This window comes from Aurantiacibacter zhengii (assembly GCF_003584125.1).
Lineage (GTDB): Bacteria > Pseudomonadota > Alphaproteobacteria > Sphingomonadales > Sphingomonadaceae > Alteraurantiacibacter > Alteraurantiacibacter zhengii.
Map to the genome: position 1 here is coordinate 1 of NZ_QXFL01000013.1, position 18060 is coordinate 18060.

Consider the following 18060-nt stretch of genomic DNA (forward strand, 5'->3'; position numbering starts at 1 on the left):
GCGTGTTCATCGAGAAGTTCATCGAGGACCCGCGCCATATCGAGATCCAGGTGCTGGGCGACAAGCACGGCACGGTGCTCTACCTGAACGAGCGCGAGTGCTCGATCCAGCGCCGCCACCAGAAGGTGGTGGAGGAAGCGCCGAGCCCCTTCGTCACGCCCGAGATGCGCAGGAAAATGGGCGAGCAGGCCGTCGCATTGAGCAAGGCCGTGGGCTACCACTCGGCAGGCACGGTGGAACTGATCGTCAGCGGTGCGGACCCGACAGGGGAGAGCTTCTACTTCCTCGAGATGAACACTCGCCTGCAGGTGGAGCATCCGGTGACAGAGGCGATCACCGGCATCGACCTTGTCGAATACATGATCCGCGTGGCTGCCGGCGAGAAGCTGCCGATGAGCCAGGACGATATCGGCATCGATGGCTGGGCGATCGAGAACCGCATCTATGCCGAGGACCCCTATCGCGGCTTCCTGCCCAGCACGGGCAGGCTGGTGCGCTACTCGACTCCCGTCGAGCCGTGGGCGGGCGACCTTCGCGGTGTTGCCCAGGAAAACGGCGGGGGCGTGCGGTTCGACTCGGGCGTGCAGGAAGGCGGCGAGGTGTCGATCTTCTACGATCCCATGATCGCCAAGCTGGTGACCTGGGGCACAACGCGCGAGGAGGCCGCCGACCTGCAGATCGCGGCGCTGGACGCGGTGGAACTGGAAGGGCTGGGGCACAACGTCGACTTCCTCTCCGCGCTGATGCAGCACCCGCGGTTCCGCGCAGGCGAGCTCACCACAGGGTTCATTGCCGAGGAATATCCCGAAGGCTTCGAAGGGGCGGCCACCAGCGAGGAGCGCACCCGCGTGATCGCTGCCATCGCTGCCGGGATCGAGTTTACCCACCAGGCGCGCCAGCGGCAGATCAGCGGGCAGCTCGATGGCCCGCAGCCGGTCAGCCCCGCATGGATCGTGCGGGTCGATGGGCAGGACCACACGGTCACACTGGGCGAGGGCCATGCCATCGTCGACGGGCACACGGTGGAGGTCACCTGCGACTGGGCCCCCGGCCAGCGCACCGCCACCGCCACGCAGCCCGACGGCCCTACGCTCGGCCTCACCGTAACCCGCCAGCGCCCCAACTGGCAGATCAACACCCACGGCCGCACCTACACAGCGCGCGTGCTTCCCGCCCGCCTGGCAGGCCACGCCGGTCACATGATCGAGAAGCAGCCGCCCGATACCAGCAAGATGCTGCTGTGCCCCATGCCCGGCCTGCTGGTGAAGCTGCACGTGGGCGAGGGCGACAAGGTCGAGGCCGGCCAGCCGCTCGCTACCGTCGAGGCCATGAAGATGGAAAACATCCTGCGCGCCGAAAAAGCAGGCACCGTCGCCTCCATCAACACCGCAGAAGGCGAAACCCTGATGGTCGACGCCGTCATCCTCGAACTGGAGTGATACAGGCCTAGGGCCAGTATTGCGAGGGTTTCGCAACCGGCTATAATGCAAACGCGGATACCGGGCCCCTCTGGCGCGTCGCTGAAGCGGCGCGTGATGTCGGACCGCATCGGACAGCCGATGCAGTTTGACTGGAGCCACACTCCTCCAATCGCATCGGCAGGTGAGAAGAGGAGTTACGCTATGACGACACGTAGAAATTTCATCGGTGGCATAAGCGCCGTTGGTGCAGCCTCGCTCGTGGGCGGGAATGCCGCGCTGGCGCAGGACAACGACGGCGGTTTGACGCCGGCCCCACTGGCAGGCGAACTGAGCCCGCAGCAGGCGCTGGACCTGCTGCGCGAAGGCAATGCTTCGTTCCTGCGCGGCGAACAGACCCGCGTCCTGACGAGCGCTCAGCGGCGTCTTGAACTAGCGAGAGGCCAGTCTCCGTTCGCTGCCTATGTAACCTGCTCCGACAGCCGCGTGCCGCCCGAACTGCTGTTCGGCCGCGGTCTGGGGGAGCTGTTCATCATCCGTAACGCAGGCAACACGGTGGACACCGTGGCGCTCGGCTCGATCGAATACGCGGTGGCCGTTCTCAAAACGCCGCTGGTGGTAGTGATGGGGCACGAAAGCTGCGGCGCGGTGAAGGCGGCAACGCAAGTGGTGACCGACAACGCGACCTTCCCCGGATCGATCGGGCCGATGGTCGAACCGATCATTCCAGCGGTGCTTGCGGCCCGGAACGAACCGGGCGACCTGCTGGACAATTCGGTGCGAGCCAACGTGCGCCGCGTCGTAGGCCAGTTGCGAAATCACAGCGATCCCTTGTTGCTCGAACCGCAAAGGGACGGAAGGCTGTGGGTTGTGGGTGCCTATTACGATCTCGATCAGGGGGCGGTGGATTTCTTCGACCTGCCCGAAGGCGCCGAATAACCGAACACTATTGGTGAGCCGGGCGAGCCAACGTACCGGCCCATCGTACAAAAGCGATACATTCGCATGATCAGCCGCGTAGCTTGAAGGCATGGCATTCCAGGCGGAATCCGCCCATCAGCTCGGGCAGGACCGGACTGGCCCGTTATTCCAGCGCGGCCTTTTCCAGGAAGTCGAAGGCGTTTTCTCCGGCGGAGTAGATGTCGTTACCCCATTCGTCCCAGGCCATTTCGCCTGCGGCACCACCAGCGATGCCGCCGACGATCACGCCGCCGATGGCAATTGCGGCCGGACCCAGTCCTCCGGTGCCCACACCGAAGGCCACGATCAGGGCGCCCGCTGCCCAGCCACCCAAGCTGCCGCCCAGAACCGCCGTCACTTCCCGGCCCACCCGCATGTTTCCCGCGCGTGTGCCTGACCGCTGATAGGTGTCGTGAACTTCCTTGCCGGTGGCCCCCAGTGAAACGATCTTGAACACGAGCGCGCCGTTCTTGAGTTTTGCCGCCAGTTTCTGGGCCTTCGCTGCTGCCTCGGAGATCTTGTCCAGTTCCTTCAGGTTGCTGCCGACGCGAACATCGTTCTTCAGCGCCTTGTGACTGATCCCGATCTTGTCCTTCATCCGGCTGCGCTGCGGGTTGGCGAGGAACATCTTCTGGCTCAAACCGGTGATCTGGCCGCGCAGGTCCTGTTCGATGAAGAAACGGGCGCTGTTGGCGGCGGAATGCTTTGTAAAACTCTTGCCCGGACTGCGCGCCGCAATTTCATAGTTTCGCCGGTACTCGCCCAGCGTGTCCGCGATGCGATTGGCCCGCTCGCTGAAATAGGTGAGGGTGTTCTCCGCAACGCCAGCCCCGGTATCGAAGTCATTGCTGACCACGAGATCACGCACCCAGCTGAAATTGGCGTTGAATTCGGCGGCCGCCGGCTCTGCCATCGAGTTGCGCATGACGTAGTTTGCACGGCGGATTGAGCGACCAACCTGCTCAGGCGCCAACTTCGGCCCCTCCGCCAGGGAAGGAACAATCAGAAGTTCCCCCGGCATGACCCGCGCGGCAGGAGAGGCGATACCGTTGAAGCGGAGAAAGTTCTGGACGGTCTCCGGGGCGGGATTTCGGTATGCCTCCTTCAGCATCGTATCGACGCTGCATGCCCTCTCGGCGGCGAGGAGGTAGAAGTCGGTCACAATTCAAATTCTCTTTTGTCTAATTATCGTGCAGGCTTTCGATTTCTTGATATAGATCATACAACTCAGGAAGAGCGAACACGATCGGCAAACCAAATCGTTTGCCTATATGGATACGCTTTGCTGACTTAATTCCACTGGAAGATGCGGCTCTACTTGCCGCACTTGCGGACTTAGCGCGATCTAGTTTTCGTCCTATTTTCGCGATTTTGCTGGAGCTCGATTTACGGGCCAGAGAATTTTCCAGCTCCGCTATTTTCTTTTCTGCTTGCTGGGCGAGCTTCCAGTTCGACAGTCCCTTGCCGAACTCCTTTTTAACACTTGCATCGGCCAAGTCTGAAACAGCTTTCTCGACGCCCTTATCGATAATTACTAAGTTTCCCGCTTCGAGCGTCGGGGCAGTGAGAACCTCATAAATCGTGTGACCGATTTGAATGTTCGCGGCCAAGGGAGCTGCTGGGCCGAATGCCACTACTAGATTGCTCACGATTTTAACGCCTTTCAGAGCAGCAACGTGCTTTGTCCAATAATTCTCGATGTCCCTATTTGTTTTGCGAATGTCGGAAAAAACCGTCTTCAAGAGCTCTTCGTTTTCCGCACGATGAGTATGGAGGAAACGAAGATATTGGGCCGCATGCTGCGGACCGCGTGCCAATTTGTCGTAAAAGGTGTCCTGATATTTTAGCCCATGCGCCAAGGCATCAACTTCGACTTTTTTGAAGTCCGTATTTATCGTCGCCTCGCCCGGGGGCGTGTTGCTGAAAACCGGAAAGCCTTTGAGGGGATTATCGTCTCCCCACATCCAGTATAGCGCCGACATCATGTTGTTGTCTGAAAGGTCGGTTGGGGCCCATCCAGTTTTGGTGTGCGTGAGCATAGCACGGGACCTGCCTGCCGCCATGGCGAGGCGCGAGACCTGCTCAGATTTAATTGGGAAAGCCTTTACAACTGTTTTACTGTTTTTCATTGCCACGCTCCCTCAACCAAACTCGTATTCAAAACCGCTATCCACGGCTTTCACCTCGATCTTCTCGACCTCGTCGCCGTCCATCTGCCGTTCCAGCAGGGCGATCGACATGTCGGGCAGCATCGTGTTGGTCAGTATGTTGTCGATCATGCGGCCACCGGAATCGAGTTCGGTGCATCGGCTGACGATGTAGTCGACCACGTCGTCGCCGTAGGCGAATTCGATGCGGTGCTGGTCGTGGATGCGGCGCTTGATCCGGTCGAGCTGGATGCGCACGATGCCCGACAGCATCTCCGGTGACAGCGGCCAGTAGGGCAGGGTGACGAGGCGGCCCAACAGGGCGGGCGGGAAGGTCTTGAGCAGTTCCGGGCGCAGCGCGTTGGCCATCGCGTCGGGCTCGGGCTTCAGTTCCTCGTCCGACGCCATGTCCATGATCAGGTCCGTGCCGACGTTGCTGGTGAGCAGGATGATCGTGTTCTTGAAGTCGATGTAGCGGCCTTCGGCATCGTTCATGAAGCCTTTGTCAAAGACCTGGAAGAACATCTCGTGCACGTCCGGGTGGGCTTTCTCTACCTCGTCCAGCAGCACCACCGAGTAGGGGCGCCGTCGCACAGCCTCTGTCAGCACGCCGCCCTGGCCATAGCCGACATAGCCAGCCGGAGCGCCCTTGAGCGTGGAGACGGTGTGCGCCTCCTGGAACTCGCTCATGTTGATGGTGATCATCGACTCCTCGCCCGCGAACAGCAGTTCGGAAAGCGCGACCGCGGTTTCGGTCTTGCCAACGCCCGAGGGGCCGCAGAGCATGAACACGCCAACAGGCTTGTTCGGATTGTCCAGCTTGGCGCGGCTTGTCTGGATGCGGCGGGCAATCGCGTCGATGGCGTGATCCTGGCCTACCACGCGTTTCTTCAGGCGGTCCGCCAGTGTCAGGGTGGACTGGATCTCGTCCTTCACCATGCGGCCGATGGGGATACCGGTCCAGTCGCCGACAACGGCGGCGACCGCATCGCTATCGACAACGGCGAAGACCATGGGGTCATCGCCCTGTGCTTCGCGGTAGCTGTCGATGGCATCGGCCAGCGTCTTCTCCAGCGCTTCCATGTCGGTGTCGGAGCTCTCGTCCTTCCGCGCATCGGCAAGAGCGGTGCGGGCATCGATGACCTTGGCCAGCTCTTCCTTCTCGCGCTCCCACTTGGCTTCGATGTCTTCGACAGCGCTCTTGGCGGCGGCTATGTCTTCCTGGATTTTCTCGTAGCGGTCGTCCGAGCGGTACTGGTTGCCCACTTCGCGTTCGACCACCTCGCGTTCCACCTCGAGCAGTTCCAGCTTGCGTCGGCGGTCCTCCACCTTCGCTGGGGTAGCGTGCTGCGACACGGCTACGCGCGCGCAGGAGGTATCGAGCAAGCTGACGGCCTTGTCCGGTAGCTGACGCGCCGGCACGTAGCGCTGAGAAAGGGTGACGGCAGCATCCACAGCCTCGTCCAGCACCACAACGTTGTGATGCCCTTCCATCATCGGCACGACGGAGCGGATCATGTCGATGGCTTTTTCGCGATCCGGCTCGCCCACGTCCACGGTCTGGAACCGGCGGGTGAGGGCCGGGTCTTTTTCGAAATACTGGCGGTATTCGGCATAGGTCGTAGCGCCGATGGTGCGCAGGTTACCACGGGCCAGGGCAGGCTTCAGCAGGTTGGCGGCATCGCCGGTGCCCGCCTGGCCGCCCGCACCGACCAGCGTATGTGCCTCGTCGATGAACAGGATGATCGGTTCGTCAGAACCTTCCACCTCGTCGATCACTGCGCGCAGACGTTTTTCGAACTCGCCTTTCATGCTGGCACCTGCCTGCATCAATCCGATGTCAAGCGAGCGCAGCGTTACGCCTTGCAAGGCCGGGGGTACGTCGCCATCGGCAAGCCGCTTGGCGAAGCCTTCGACAACGGCGGTTTTGCCGACACCCGCCTCGCCGACCAGGATCGGGTTGTTCTGGCGGCGGCGCAAAAGGATGTCGACGATCTGGCGGATTTCGGAATCGCGCCCCACGATCTTGTCCATCTTGCCGTCGCGCGCTTCCTGCGTGAGGTCGGTGGAGTATTTCTCCAGCGCGGTGCCGCCTTCCTGGCCGGTTTCACCGGGGCCGCTGGGCGCGCCATCGCTGGCGTCAGCGGAAGAGCCGCCGCCTACAGCCGTGTTTTCTTCGCTGGAATGCTTGGTGATCGTGTTGAAATCGGCAGCCAGCTTGTCGGGCTGAATCTTGCGAAACTCGTTGCTGATGGCGAACAGCGCGTTCCGCAGCGTCGCCGTCTTGGCCATGCCGTACATCAAATGGCCAGTGCGCACGCTGCCGGAGCCGAACTGCAGCGAGGCATAGAGCCAGCCCTTCTCGATCGCTTCCTCGATCTGCGGGGAGAAATCGGAAATGGCGCTCGCCCCGCGCGGCAGGGAATCGAGGGTTGTGACGATGTCCTTGGCCAGCTGACCTTCATCGAGGCCAAAGGCGGTGCGGATGGAGGCCACGTCATTGGACGAATCCTGCATCATGATGTGCAGCCAGTGGGCCAGTTCCACATAGGGATTGCCGCGCATCTTGCAGAAGCCGGTGGCTGTCTCCACGGCTTTCAGCGAAGTCGGATTAAGGCGCCCGAACAAGGCCTTGCGGCTGATTTCCGTCATCTGTCATTCCCCCTGTCAAATATCATCGCAACGCGGTGCGCCGCAGGTGCACATCGCTGCGCATGTCGTCGTTCGAAACGTTTCCCAGCCACGAACACCATCCCAGCGGCGTGCGTCCGTCCAGGCTGGCTGGCGGAGCTTCGGGACCGGGCAGGCGCAGGCTTACCGTCCATTCGAGGTGCCCCGGCGTTATCGCGTCCAGCGCTTCCTTCACTATCGGGAACAGCGGGCCGGACGGCAGCAGGCGGCGAAACTCGTGTTCCTGCGAAGACGTGATCTCGGCTGTAAAGGCGTAAGATACGTGCAGCATCCGGCTGCCGATCAGCGCATCGCCGAGTTTGTGATGGCGCAGGCCAAGCTGGGTCTGGTCCTCACGGTCGATGTCGGACCATCGCGGCTGGAATTCGAACACGCGCACGGGCATATTCAGCAGGTGCCGCAGCAGGCCCTCGATCGAACCGGCACTGCGACGAGAGGCGAACTGCGAGGCATAGAAAAGCCGCGCCAGTCGCGGCATGGCACTGTTGTCGTTCGCACCTTCGCCAGCGCCGGTGAGCTGATCGATCCGCTCGCGAAACATGTCCTGGTCGGGCCTGTCTGCCTGCACTGCGGGCTGGGACACGGCCCAGGCGCGATAGAACAGCTGCAGGAACCGACCCGCCAGCAAATCAAGGAAATCGCCGAACGGCTGGCTTTTCGAATAGCGGCGTTCGTAGATCGCGAATTCGGTGAGATGCAAGGGGAGCGGTCCCATCGGCCCGGTCAGCCCCAGCCAGTAACCCTCTGCCACCGGCACCGGCCCCTCGAACTTGATGTTGTCCAGCGTGGGGGCGGGAAAGGCGGTGTGCGGAATCTGGTGCAGCCGTATCACATCCTGCGAGGGCTGACGGCTCTTGCCGACCGGCGGCTTGTCACCGGCACGCGCGGCCGCGCCCCTGACTAGGGCGAACAGACTGTACCGACGCGGGATTTCCGCAGCTTCCCGCAGGAAGTTCAGATACCGTGTCGGCGACCGATCCTTGGTGGCCATGCCGCTACCTCTCCCTGGAACTTGCTGCGGAAATGGGTTTCGGTGAACGAGTTCACCATCGCGAATTCGGACAGGAACCTGTCGACGACCGCGCAGAACATGAACATGCGGGACTGGTCGAAACTGGCGTCATCCAGCTCTATTTCGACCCGCAGACCGCGTGCCATCGCAAGGCGGCCAAGATCGGGCACGCGGCGCGTGACGGGCTTTCCCCTGACCGACACGATGCCGTCGATCTGCGCACGCATCACGGGATCCTCCTGCCTTCCATAAAGCGCGAGGTGGTTCTTCAGCAGTTCTCCATCGCCGCCGTCTTCGGGCAGGAGCGTGGCGTAGTTCGGGGTGAGATGGCCGATCACACGCCAGGCGGCATCGCCCATCCCCATGGGCGGCAAGGGGCTGGTCGGGGCGCGCACCACCTGGATGGAGCGGGCCGGAACGCCCGATGCCGTCAAGTGCTTTTCGCCCGAAAATTGCAGCAGCTCGGGCAATTCACGGTTGGTCACCAACGCGCGCACGGACAGGTCGCGGATGTGTTCCAGCCCCTCCGGATCGCCGGGGCTGGTCAGGCTCATCCAGGTCTCGGTGCCAATGTAATCCTCGCGCGTGCGCTGGCGGCGTTCCTTGCGCGAAAGCTTTCGGGGCCGGATCGACGTCGTGAAGAACAGCGCGTCGCGATAGTCGTAGAGAAGGGCGCCAAAGGCATAGAGCGGCGCGACAGTGCGCGGGTTGCGGTTGTTGCGGTCGTAGGCCTTCACGTTCAGCAGGCGGAAGACTTCGAAATCGAGCACCCCGTCGCGGTCGGGCACGATCTTGAACTCGTGCTCGGTCTTGCTGAAGGGAACGCGGTTCAGCTGCTTTTCGAACAGGTTGATGGCCGGTGTGGCGTAAAGCCGAAGGTTTCGCTCGCTCACCGCCTGCACCAGCGTTTCGGAAGAGCGGTTGAACAGGATCGTGATCTCCACCGCTTCGCCTGAGAGCTTCAGGGCCTTTTTAAGGTCGCGCAGCTGCACGAAACGGAATCGCTCGGGGCAGGCGAAGTATTCTGTCAGCAGCCGATAGGCATCAAGCGTACGCCCATCTGTCGGCAGCAGCGCCTGCTCCTCCGCGAAGCCGAATTGCGCAGGTTTCTCCAGAACGGCGTGGGTTTTGGACTGCGCGTCCATCGGGCGTGCGACTACGGCCACGGTTTCGCCGATGATCTGTCGGTACAGTTCATTGGGAACGGCGCTGTTACCTTCGAGGAATATCTCCAGCGTGTCCGCCTCGACCTGTCGCAGGTCGACCCCGCCGGTGGGTTCCAGCCTGATGGTAAGGGCAGCGTTCGCGCGCACCCCTGCCAGCGCCGCCTGCGCAGCCACGGCGGCCCGCGATCCGATGTACTCGGCCTTTGCGACCTTGATCGGCCAAAGCGTAACTTCGTGTCCTGAAACGAAGGAGACGGGCGTGCGTGTGCCGGCAGGCGGTTCCGCCGTCAGTTCGGTGCCACGTGCAACCTTGTGTCCGTTCAGCAGGCCCTGGTCTCCCTCCTTGGGGCCAAAGGCGGCGATGCAGATCGAGGGTGTGGGCGCAAGATAGTGCGGCTGGATCGCCTGCAGCAGGTGCTGGGTGAACTGCGGAAACTGGTCGTCGATCTTCAGCTGCACGCGGCTGGAAAGGAAAGCCACCCCTTCCAGCAGACGTTCGACATAGGGATCGGGATCGGACTGGTTCAGCCCCAGCCGGGCGGCGACGGTTTCGTGTTCCTCGGCAAAACGCTTGGCATCGGCGCGCAGGTAATCGAGCTCTCCCTCGTAGCGGCTGAGCAGGCGCGGATCCATTACTCGGTCACTTCGACAGCGGCGGTGTCGCTGTCCACCTGCGTCTGAAAGCGCACCGGTGCCAGGTTGGGCATCCCGGCGATTTCGGCCTCGATCACGAAGATGGCCTTGCCATTGGAAAGCGGGTCTGGCGCCGGATGCACCCGCAACGAACGCGGATCAAGGCGCGGTTCGAATGCCTTTATCGCGTCGCGAATTTCGCGCGCCTGTTCCCGCAGCGACGTGGTGTCGCGCGTGCGGCCGGCAAAATCGCGCACCCCGTAATTGAGGGCAGAGGTGCGGATTTCCGGATAGTCGGTGAGATCCATACCGGATTCGAACGACATCGTGTTGAGCAGCCACGCCAGGTCACGGCGAATGCTGGCGCGCAGCGAATTCTCGGTAAAACGCTCGACGTTCGAAGCCGCGAAGTTACGGAACTCCTCCCGCGAGACGGTAGGCAGGTCATCCTCGCTAGATAGACTGGCGATTTCGCTCCCATAGACGAGTTTGTCGAACAACGTCGGGCGGAGACGGATATGGGATGACATTTCAGGTCCGGTCGAACTCGATCTTGCGCAATGACATGAGCGGATGCTCCGAACCGTCGGACAGCACCATCAGGCGGTGGCCCAGACCGGTCTCCAGATCGCCATCCTCGCGCCATTCGGTCACCCGGCCGCGCAACACGTCCGGGTCTTTAGCCTCGTGTGAGCCGGGATAACGAACGCACACATATCCGGCGACGCGTGCCCCGTCGCGAAGGCCAAATTCCGCCTGACCCCATACCGTGTCGCGAAGATCCACCGGAGCGTGGATGATTAGCGATTCCAGGGCCTGAAACGGCAGCAACGCATACCGTCCGGCGATCATGGTTTCGAGAGTCGGGCCGAACCGCTGATCGGCATCCGCGATCCATTCGAACGGCGTCCCGTCGGCAGTTCCGGGCGTGGTCGGCGCTTCGTCAAAAGCCTCGGCCCGTAACGACGCGGCGGCGGACGGGTCCGAGCTGGCGAGCGCCAGGGCATCGCCCAGCTTTGCCAGCCACGGATAATCGAACCGCGGGCTGTGTTCGGCCTTCCCTGCGATAAGTGCCTCGCGGTCCCGCTCTGCGGCGATGCACTGGCGATAGGCAACCGCCAGCATCTGCGCCGCAGGGTCGAGTTTGGCGAGCGTATCGAGCTGTTTCTCGGCACGGTCCCATTCTCCGCGCAGGGCGAAGATCTGGAACAGGAAGCTGCGCACCTCCCAGTTGCCGGGGTCGGCGCGGACCTGGTCGATCAGGACCGCGCGCGCCCCGTCAATATCTCCTGCGGAGAACAATGCATCGGCATCTTGCACAGCGTTTTCAAGCCAGGCTGTAAAAGCCTTAGCCGGCCTTGTTCAGAAGAACGTCGAAGAAGCCTTCGACCTTGCCCTTCGAATTGCCCTTCTCGTCACGCTGGTCGTAAATCTGCTTGATCTTGGCGTAGGTGAGAGAGCCATGCTCGTCGGCTTCGGACGAAGCGGAGAAGTTGTAGCTGTTCACCACGACGTTCTCGAGTTCGTACACGAGGAAGTCGATCTTCTTGTCGTCGCCGACGTTGGTCTGGAAAGAAATCTTCACCTTCGGGATAACCTTGCCCGAGGCACACGCCTTGAACAGCTCGACCGAGGTCTTGTCGGCTTCCTTGCTGAACTGGATATCGGCCATCTGGGCTTGGCCCTTGGACACCGTCTTCGACGCGTTGTTGTAGGCCGAGGAGTTGGAAGCGGCAAAGCTGCAGCTCGACAGCCGGATTTCCTTATCGTGCTTTTCGTCGGTGGCTTCGCCTTCGATACCATCGGGCTTCATGAATACTGAAACAGTCATTTGTGTCTCTCCGTTTGCAGGTAGTTTCGATCAATTTCCCGCCGTTATCCTTGCTTCGGCAGTCGCGACACCATGCTTACGCTCACGTCCATTCCCTCCAGCTGGTGGTGGGGCACGAACAGGAACCTACTTCTGTAATAGCCCGGATTCTCGGGGTCCGGTTCAACCGACACGTCGGCCTTTTTCAGGGGCAGGCGAGCCTTGGTTTCTTCGCTGCTGGTTTCAGGCGCGGCATCGACATACTGATGCACCCAGTCGCTCAGTTCCGCCTGAAGCTGGCCTTCCTCGCGGGAGCCGCCAACCCAGTCGCGAACCATGCACTTCAGGTAATGTGCGAAACGGCAACTGGCGAAGATATAGGGCAGCCGCGATGCGAGCTTGGCGTTCGCAGTTGCGTCTGCGTTGTCATAGCGGGCAGGGCGGTGAACCGTCTGCGCACCGATGAAGGTGGCCGAAGTCGTGTTCTTGCGGTGCACAAGCGAAAGCAGGCCCAGTTCCGACAGTTCGGCCTCGCGCCGGTCGGAAATGGCGATTTCGGTAGGGCACTTCTGATCCACGCCGCCATCGTCGGTCGGGAATACCGAGTTCGGCAGGTCCGTTACCGTGCCGCCGCTTTCCACGCCGCGGATGCGCGTGCACCAGCCATATTCGCGGAACGCGGCATTGACGCGCACGCCCATGGCATAGGCAGAGTTGATCCACAGATGTTTGTCATGGTCACCGTCGGTGACTTCGTCGAACTCGAAGCCTTCGATCGGGTTGTCCTTGGTGCTGTAGATTTCGCGGCCAAGGATGCGCGGCATCGTCAGCGCCAGGTACTTGCTGTCGTCGGAATCGCGGAATGCGTTCCAGGCGGCATGTTCGGTGGTGGAAAAGCGCTTGGAAAGGTCACGCGGATCGGCAAGTTCGGACCAGCTGTCCATGTTCAGCAAATTGGAATCGGCTGCGGAGATGATCGGAGCGTGGGCAGCTGCGCCAATCCTGGCGAGGCCCTTCATCACATTCAGATCCTTGGTCGTATGATCGAACTGGTAGTCGGCGATGAAGGCACCGTAAGGCTCGCCGCCGAGCTGGCCGAACTCGGTCTCGTACACCTTCTTGAACAGCGGACTCTGGTCCCAGGCCACGCCGCGGTAGGCCTTGAACATGTTCTCCAGTTCCTTGCGCTCCACATTGAGCACGCGGATCTTCAGGTCCTTGCCGGTTTCACTGTTGTTGACCAGATAGTTGAGGCCGCGCCAGGCCGACTCCAGGTTCTGGAAATCGGGATGGTGCAGGATGGCGTTCATCTGCTCCGACAGCTTGCGATCGAGCTCGGCCACCATCGCATCGACGGTTGCATAGACATCGTCCGAAATGCGCGAGGCATCTTCCAGCGCCTGCTGCGCCAGTGTGGCCACGGCGGCGCTGATGGTATCCTTTGCCGAATCGTCCTTCGGCTTGAATTCCTTTTCGAGCAGCGACGAAAATTCGTCGTATTCAAAGGCTGAACCGGGCTGCCCCCCAGCTTCTTGCGTCGGTTCCGAAGCCATCAAAATCCTCCATCAAAAAATAACGCGCTGTGCAATTGGCGGGGCATGGCGGTCGCCTGTGCCCGGCCAGCTTCTTATTCGGCTTCGCCTTCGGCAGCTTCGGGCGCCTCCGCGTCGTTTGCGGCAGGTTTGGAAGCGGAAATCGCCTTGAGCAGCGCGGGGTCTTTCAGCACCTGATCGATCAGGTTCTGCGCCCCGGACTTGCCATCCATGAAGACAAGCAGGTTGTTCAGCTCGTCGCGTGCCTCGAGCAGCTTCTTCAGTGCGGGCACGTTCTTCGCGACGGTCGCCGGGTCGAAATCGTCCATCTTGGAAAACGTGAGGTCGACCGACAGCTTGCCATCGCCTTCCAGCGTGTTGTCGACGTTGAAGGCGGCGCGCGGCGCTATGGCGCCCATGCGCTTGTCGAAATTGTCGATGTCGAACTCGAGGAATTCGCGATCCTTGAGGTTTTTCTTCTCGACATGGCTGGCACCGGACAGGTCCGACATCACGCCCATAACGAAAGGCAGTTCGACCGACTTTCGTGCGCCGTAGGTTTCGACGTCATAGGAGATGTGGACGCGCGGAGCCCGGTTCCTGCCGATAAACTTCTGACCTGAATCCGACACTATAATTCCCCCTCTTTCAACTAGTCCTTAAGAGACTCGTCGCAGCATCCTAGAATCGATTGCCGAGAATCACAAACGATCAATCATCGTCTTGTCTCTCTAAAAGAACATTAGTTGCATCGTCTACGCTGTTTGGCACTATGTCATTGAGAATTTGCATGAAATCCTTGTTGACCCAGCCTGCTAGGCGTCGCGATGCTATCTTTACTGGGTGGCCAGGCTCTGCCCGCTCATAATATTGCTCGATTGCACGCAGCGCACGAAGCACGTCGTCACGAGAGCGAATCTCACCCGAAAGGGGCGCTCCCGTTCCGCCAGCAGATGACATCGGCGCGTCCAGACTCTCGGCGTCACCTTCGGAACTCTCCTCGCCATCGCCCTTGGCGGAGCCCATTTCCGCCAGAACCATGTAGGCGTTGCGGACGCTGTTCACGTATTCGATGGTGGTATCGAAGCTGGGCGCTTCCTCACCATCGGCATGAACCTTCATCGCGCCTTCGATACGTTTGATGGCGTCGATGACGGATTGCAGCTTGTCGGCAGTTTCCTGCTTGCGCTCGTCGTCCCAGGTGTCGAGCATGCGTTTTATGGGGGCGTACTCGTCGGAGCCTGGTCCGCCGGCCTCCGCGTTCATCACCTGCTCGGCCTTGAACGCAGCGCGGCCTTCGCGAAGGATGGTGGTGTTGAGGAACGGGATCGAGAAAGCGCCGCGGCCGGCAATCTGCTCGCACACCCCCTTGCGCCCGATGTATCCCAGCACCGCCACCTGCGGGTGGACGTCTTCCCAGTAGGTTTCGAGAAGCCCGGCCATCATCATCAGGCCGCGTTCGACCGTATCGATGTCGTCGGTCGCGATCCCGCAGCGCGCCAGCGAGGCAGCCAGGAAAATGTCCTTGGTCTTGTCGCTCAGGTCTTCGATGATTGCGATCTGCTCTTCCCAATCGACGGGCGGAGGCATCTCGCGCCCTTCTTCGACCTCTTCGAGGCCGACATCGATGGGAAAGCGGAAATCGAACGCGGTCCGGAGCGCTTCGAACGTTTCGGAATCGTCGAGATCTTCGCCGGTCGGGGAATCACCCTCGATAGGCGCGAGCAACTCGTCTAGACTTTTCATCCCCCCTGAACCCGGATCAGTCCAGTACCACCGCCACGACCCTGCGGTTCAGCGGGTCATTGCCGCGACGCCCTTCAAGCGGTTCGGCTTCACCTTTGCCAACCACCTCGAAACGTTCTGCCGGGATGCCATAGGCAACAAGCGCGTCGACAACTGCCTGCGCGCGCTGTTCGGAAAGCTGCTGGTTGAATTCGTCTGCACCGGAAGCATCGGTATGTCCCTCGATGCGGAAGCGGTTGCCGCCGCCAGTAAGTTCGTCAACGCTCTGCAGGCCAACGGCGAAGCTGTTGATCGCAGTCTGGCTCGCTTCGGTAAGGCGCGCGGAGTTGTTGGCGAAGGTCACCATCAGAGCCGATGTGCCTGCCACATCCGGCGGAACGATCGCGGCGGCAAGCCTGGCATTATCCACGGGGGCTGAACTCCGGCGCGCCACCGGGCGAGGGCGCGGTGTGACGCGTGTCGGCGTTGCAGCAGCGGGCGCGCTGGCGCTTTCACTCGTAACGCTTGCCCCAAGCACGCGAGGTTTCTTCACCACGCCGACATCCCCGATGGTTTCCGGAGCGCGCATGGCAAGTTCAAGCGCTGCCTCACCGCAAATGGGGGTATCGGTAGAGGAGGTGACATCGCAGATCATCTGTGCGGCCTGCACGGGATCGTATTCGTTGTCGTCAGCCTGAGCCATCGCGGGCGCGGCGACGGCAAATGAAAGAAAAACAGCCAAATACTTCATGTTAGACTCCACCGCGAGCGTCTGAGAAAGTGATGTCCGTGGCTCCCCCAAGCATGTCGGAATCGCAAAAGAGAATCCGGACAGTCAATATCTTGTTAAATACCACGTAGGTCGGTCAACGGCAAGTCGCGGGAAATTCTTTGCTTCAAAACAGGTCACCTTGCCGTGAATTGATTTTCGTGTGATTTAAGGAGCATTGCAATGGGGAGGGCATACCTTGACCAGCGAATACCGCGAAACCCGGCTAGCCGTCGATCTGGGGGGCGAGCAGGTCGAATTCGTCTCGCTGACCGCGAGAGAGAACCTGTCCGACCCCTTCGAGTTCGAACTGGTCATCACCTCACCTCTGGGGGAACTGGACCTTGGTCCGCATATCGGGGAACGCGTTGGCGTTTCTGTCTTCGAGGATGAGGAAGAGGTTCGCTACTTCAACGGCTACCTGACAGAGGCAGTATATCTGCGCGAAACAGCCGATGGTTTCTATTACAACCTCTCGTTGCGTCCGTTTCTGTATTTCATGGATACCGCCAGCGGTTTTGCCATTTACCAGGAAAAGTCGGTACTCGACATTCTGAAGGATGTCTTCGCGCGGGTCGGTTTTACCGACGTGGAATACCGCGCGGCCGAGAGTTACGAGCCTTACGAATATTGCGTGCAGTACGCGGAAAGCGATTTCAACTTCATCAGTCGCCTGATGGAGCAGGAGGGGCTCTATTACTTTTTCCGACACCACGAAGACCGGCACGAAATGGTCATTTGCGACAGGGCCAACCAGCATGAAGAGACCAAGGCCGGCGGCCTGGCTTTCAATCCCACGGCCGATGCCAGCCAGTCCTACCGCGTCAGTTCCGAATGGGGTTCGAAATACTATCTGAAGAAGTGGACCGAGCGAGTCGCCAGCTCTGGACACGAACGTGTGCAACTGCGCGATTTCGATTTCAAGAAGCCGGCAAAACCGGTGGATGGCATTGCCACTGATTCCGCCCAGCACGAGCACGACAGCTACGAATACTACAGTTACCCTGGCCAGTTCATCGACGACGGTCGCGGACAGCGGTTAAGCACAGCCCGGCTCGAGGAGTTTCGGGCACTGCGGCGTACCTACGCTGCGGATGCCACCGCCAAGGGCCTTTGCGTCGGCACAACCGTATCGGTTGCAGAGCATCCGACGGCTCGCTTCAACCGCGATTACCTGATCATCTCGACAGTCCATAACCTGCAGTCCCAGTCCTACCGGTCGGGCACCGGCAAGCGCGACGAAGATACCGTGCATTTCGTGGCCATCCCCGCCGATACTCAGTTCCGCGCCCCGAACGACACGCCGAAGCCGCGCGTGGTGGGCCTGGAGTCGGCGATCGTCACCGGCCCCGAGGGCGAGACGATCTACACCGATGAATACGGCCGCGTGAAAGTGCGCTTTCACTGGGATCGCAGTGACGAGCCGGGTGAACGCACGACCTGCTGGATACGCGTTTCCCAGACCGGCGGCCTGGGCAATATCGTGCTGCCGCGCGTGGGACATGAAGTGCTGGTGGACTTCCTGCACGGCGATCCGGACAAGCCGCTGGTGACAGGGCGCGTGTTCAATGCCGAGCACATGCCCGTCTACGACTTGCCAGCCAACAAGACGCGCGCTGTCTGGCGTACTCTGACCTACGGCGATCAGGACGACTACCCCGAGACAGAGGATCTGGATACTGGAAAGCCCAAGGCGAACGAACTGCGGTTCGAGGACAAGGGTGGCAAGGAAGAGGTGTTCCTTCATGCCGAGCGCGACATGAACATCCGCGTTCGCTTCGATACCTCGACCCACATCGGTCATGACGAGGAACTGAAAGTTGGCCATGACAGGTCTCGCTACGTCAAGAACGACGAGAAGGTGGAGATCGACGGCAACCGGGAATACACGCTCGAAAAGAACGAGGAGAACACCTACACCTCGGGCAACCGAACCACCACGGTAAAGCAGGGCAATGACAAGCTCACCGTGACGATGGGCAATATCGAGACCAAGGCTAGCGCTGGCAAGATCAAGATCGAGGCCATGCAGCAGATCGAGCTCGTTGTCGGCATGACGAAGCTGACTCTCACTCCGACCGGTGCAACCTTGAGTTCGACCATGATAAAGGTCGATGGAAAGGCCATGACCGAGGTTTCCGCAGGGGGCATCCTGACCGAAAAAGGTGCCCTGGTAAAAATCAACTAGGCCGGGAGG

The 18060-nt window shown here is 60.9% G+C and carries 15 protein-coding genes; 3 read left to right on the forward strand and 12 right to left on the reverse strand.

Annotated features, from left to right (window positions below; translation table 11 throughout):
* Together D2V07_RS17240 and D2V07_RS17245 are read left to right on the forward strand one after the other, a co-directional pair.
* On the forward strand, positions 1-1439 hold a 1439-nt coding region (locus tag D2V07_RS17240), incomplete at its 5' end, for an ATP-binding protein (RefSeq protein ID WP_119588150.1).
* A 183-nt stretch (positions 1440-1622) separates the two neighbouring features.
* Positions 1623-2357, forward strand: a complete 735-nt coding sequence (locus tag D2V07_RS17245; protein WP_158586882.1) for a carbonic anhydrase — start codon at positions 1623-1625, stop codon at positions 2355-2357.
* A gap of 145 nt (positions 2358-2502) precedes the next feature.
* Here D2V07_RS17245 and D2V07_RS17250 read toward each other — a convergent pair whose 3' ends face one another.
* From D2V07_RS17250 to D2V07_RS17305, 12 genes are all read right to left on the reverse strand, one after another.
* Positions 2503-3540 carry a hypothetical protein gene (locus tag D2V07_RS17250; protein WP_119588152.1) on the reverse strand — a complete coding sequence of 346 codons (1038 nt, stop codon included), beginning with the start codon at positions 3538-3540 and terminating at the stop codon, positions 2503-2505.
* A gap of 19 nt (positions 3541-3559) precedes the next feature.
* The gene (locus D2V07_RS17255) at positions 3560-4507 is read right to left on the reverse strand and encodes a hypothetical protein (RefSeq protein WP_147367061.1); all 948 of its coding nucleotides are present in this window, start codon (positions 4505-4507) and stop codon (positions 3560-3562) included.
* Between the two features lie 12 nt (positions 4508-4519).
* Complete coding sequence (gene tssH / locus D2V07_RS17260; protein ID WP_119588154.1) at positions 4520-7177, reverse strand: type VI secretion system ATPase TssH; 2658 nt, start codon at positions 7175-7177, stop codon at positions 4520-4522.
* 22 nt (positions 7178-7199) lie between these two features.
* Entirely contained in the window at positions 7200-8207 is a 1008-nt protein-coding gene (gene tssG / locus D2V07_RS17265; protein WP_119588155.1) for a type VI secretion system baseplate subunit TssG, read from the reverse strand.
* A complete protein-coding gene (gene tssF / locus D2V07_RS17270) occupies positions 8171-10027 on the reverse strand; it encodes a type VI secretion system baseplate subunit TssF (RefSeq protein WP_119588156.1) in 1857 nt (618 codons plus the stop codon). The genes tssG and tssF overlap by 37 nt, the downstream gene beginning before the upstream one ends.
* Positions 10027-10527 carry a type VI secretion system baseplate subunit TssE gene (gene tssE, locus D2V07_RS17275; protein ID WP_158586883.1) on the reverse strand — a complete coding sequence of 167 codons (501 nt, stop codon included), beginning with the start codon at positions 10525-10527 and terminating at the stop codon, positions 10027-10029. The genes tssF and tssE overlap by 1 nt, the downstream gene beginning before the upstream one ends.
* 31 nt (positions 10528-10558) lie before the next feature.
* Entirely contained in the window at positions 10559-11347 is a 789-nt protein-coding gene (locus D2V07_RS17280; RefSeq protein WP_119588158.1) for a type VI secretion system accessory protein TagJ, read from the reverse strand.
* 28 nt (positions 11348-11375) lie between these two features.
* Positions 11376-11858, reverse strand: a complete 483-nt coding sequence (locus tag D2V07_RS17285; protein WP_119588159.1) for an Hcp family type VI secretion system effector — start codon at positions 11856-11858, stop codon at positions 11376-11378.
* A gap of 44 nt (positions 11859-11902) precedes the next feature.
* Entirely contained in the window at positions 11903-13390 is a 1488-nt protein-coding gene (tssC, locus tag D2V07_RS17290; RefSeq protein WP_119588160.1) for a type VI secretion system contractile sheath large subunit, read from the reverse strand.
* Positions 13391-13464: 74 nt separating this feature from the next.
* Complete coding sequence (gene tssB, locus D2V07_RS17295) at positions 13465-14001, reverse strand: type VI secretion system contractile sheath small subunit (RefSeq protein WP_233548499.1); 537 nt, start codon at positions 13999-14001, stop codon at positions 13465-13467.
* A 79-nt stretch (positions 14002-14080) separates the two neighbouring features.
* On the reverse strand, positions 14081-15115 hold the full coding sequence (locus tag D2V07_RS17300) for a type VI secretion system protein TssA (RefSeq protein ID WP_119588162.1): 1035 nt from the start codon (positions 15113-15115) through the stop codon (positions 14081-14083).
* Between the two features lie 16 nt (positions 15116-15131).
* Entirely contained in the window at positions 15132-15797 is a 666-nt protein-coding gene (locus D2V07_RS17305) for an OmpA family protein (RefSeq protein WP_199698828.1), read from the reverse strand.
* A gap of 265 nt (positions 15798-16062) precedes the next feature.
* Between D2V07_RS17305 and D2V07_RS17310 the strand changes: the two genes are divergently transcribed.
* Positions 16063-18051, forward strand: a complete 1989-nt coding sequence (locus D2V07_RS17310; RefSeq protein WP_158586884.1) for a type VI secretion system Vgr family protein — start codon at positions 16063-16065, stop codon at positions 18049-18051.
* The last annotated feature ends 9 nt before the right edge of the window (positions 18052-18060 follow it).

What these genes read in the sequence shown, in the direction of transcription:
- D2V07_RS17245 (WP_158586882.1), top strand. Translation starts at nt 1,623, where the DNA reads ATGACGACACGTAGAAATTTCATCGGTGGCATAAGCGCCGTTGGTGCA.
- D2V07_RS17255 (WP_147367061.1), bottom strand. Translation starts at nt 4,507, where the DNA reads ATGAAAAACAGTAAAACAGTTGTAAAGGCTTTCCCAATTAAATCTGAG.
- tssH (WP_119588154.1), bottom strand. Translation starts at nt 7,177, where the DNA reads ATGACGGAAATCAGCCGCAAGGCCTTGTTCGGGCGCCTTAATCCGACT.
- tssG (WP_119588155.1), bottom strand. Translation starts at nt 8,207, where the DNA reads ATGGCCACCAAGGATCGGTCGCCGACACGGTATCTGAACTTCCTGCGG.
- tssF (WP_119588156.1), bottom strand. Translation starts at nt 10,027, where the DNA reads ATGGATCCGCGCCTGCTCAGCCGCTACGAGGGAGAGCTCGATTACCTG.
- D2V07_RS17285 (WP_119588159.1), bottom strand. Translation starts at nt 11,858, where the DNA reads ATGACTGTTTCAGTATTCATGAAGCCCGATGGTATCGAAGGCGAAGCC.
- tssC (WP_119588160.1), bottom strand. Translation starts at nt 13,390, where the DNA reads ATGGCTTCGGAACCGACGCAAGAAGCTGGGGGGCAGCCCGGTTCAGCC.
- D2V07_RS17300 (WP_119588162.1), bottom strand. Translation starts at nt 15,115, where the DNA reads ATGAAAAGTCTAGACGAGTTGCTCGCGCCTATCGAGGGTGATTCCCCG.
- D2V07_RS17305 (WP_199698828.1), bottom strand. Translation starts at nt 15,797, where the DNA reads ATGGCTCAGGCTGACGACAACGAATACGATCCCGTGCAGGCCGCACAG.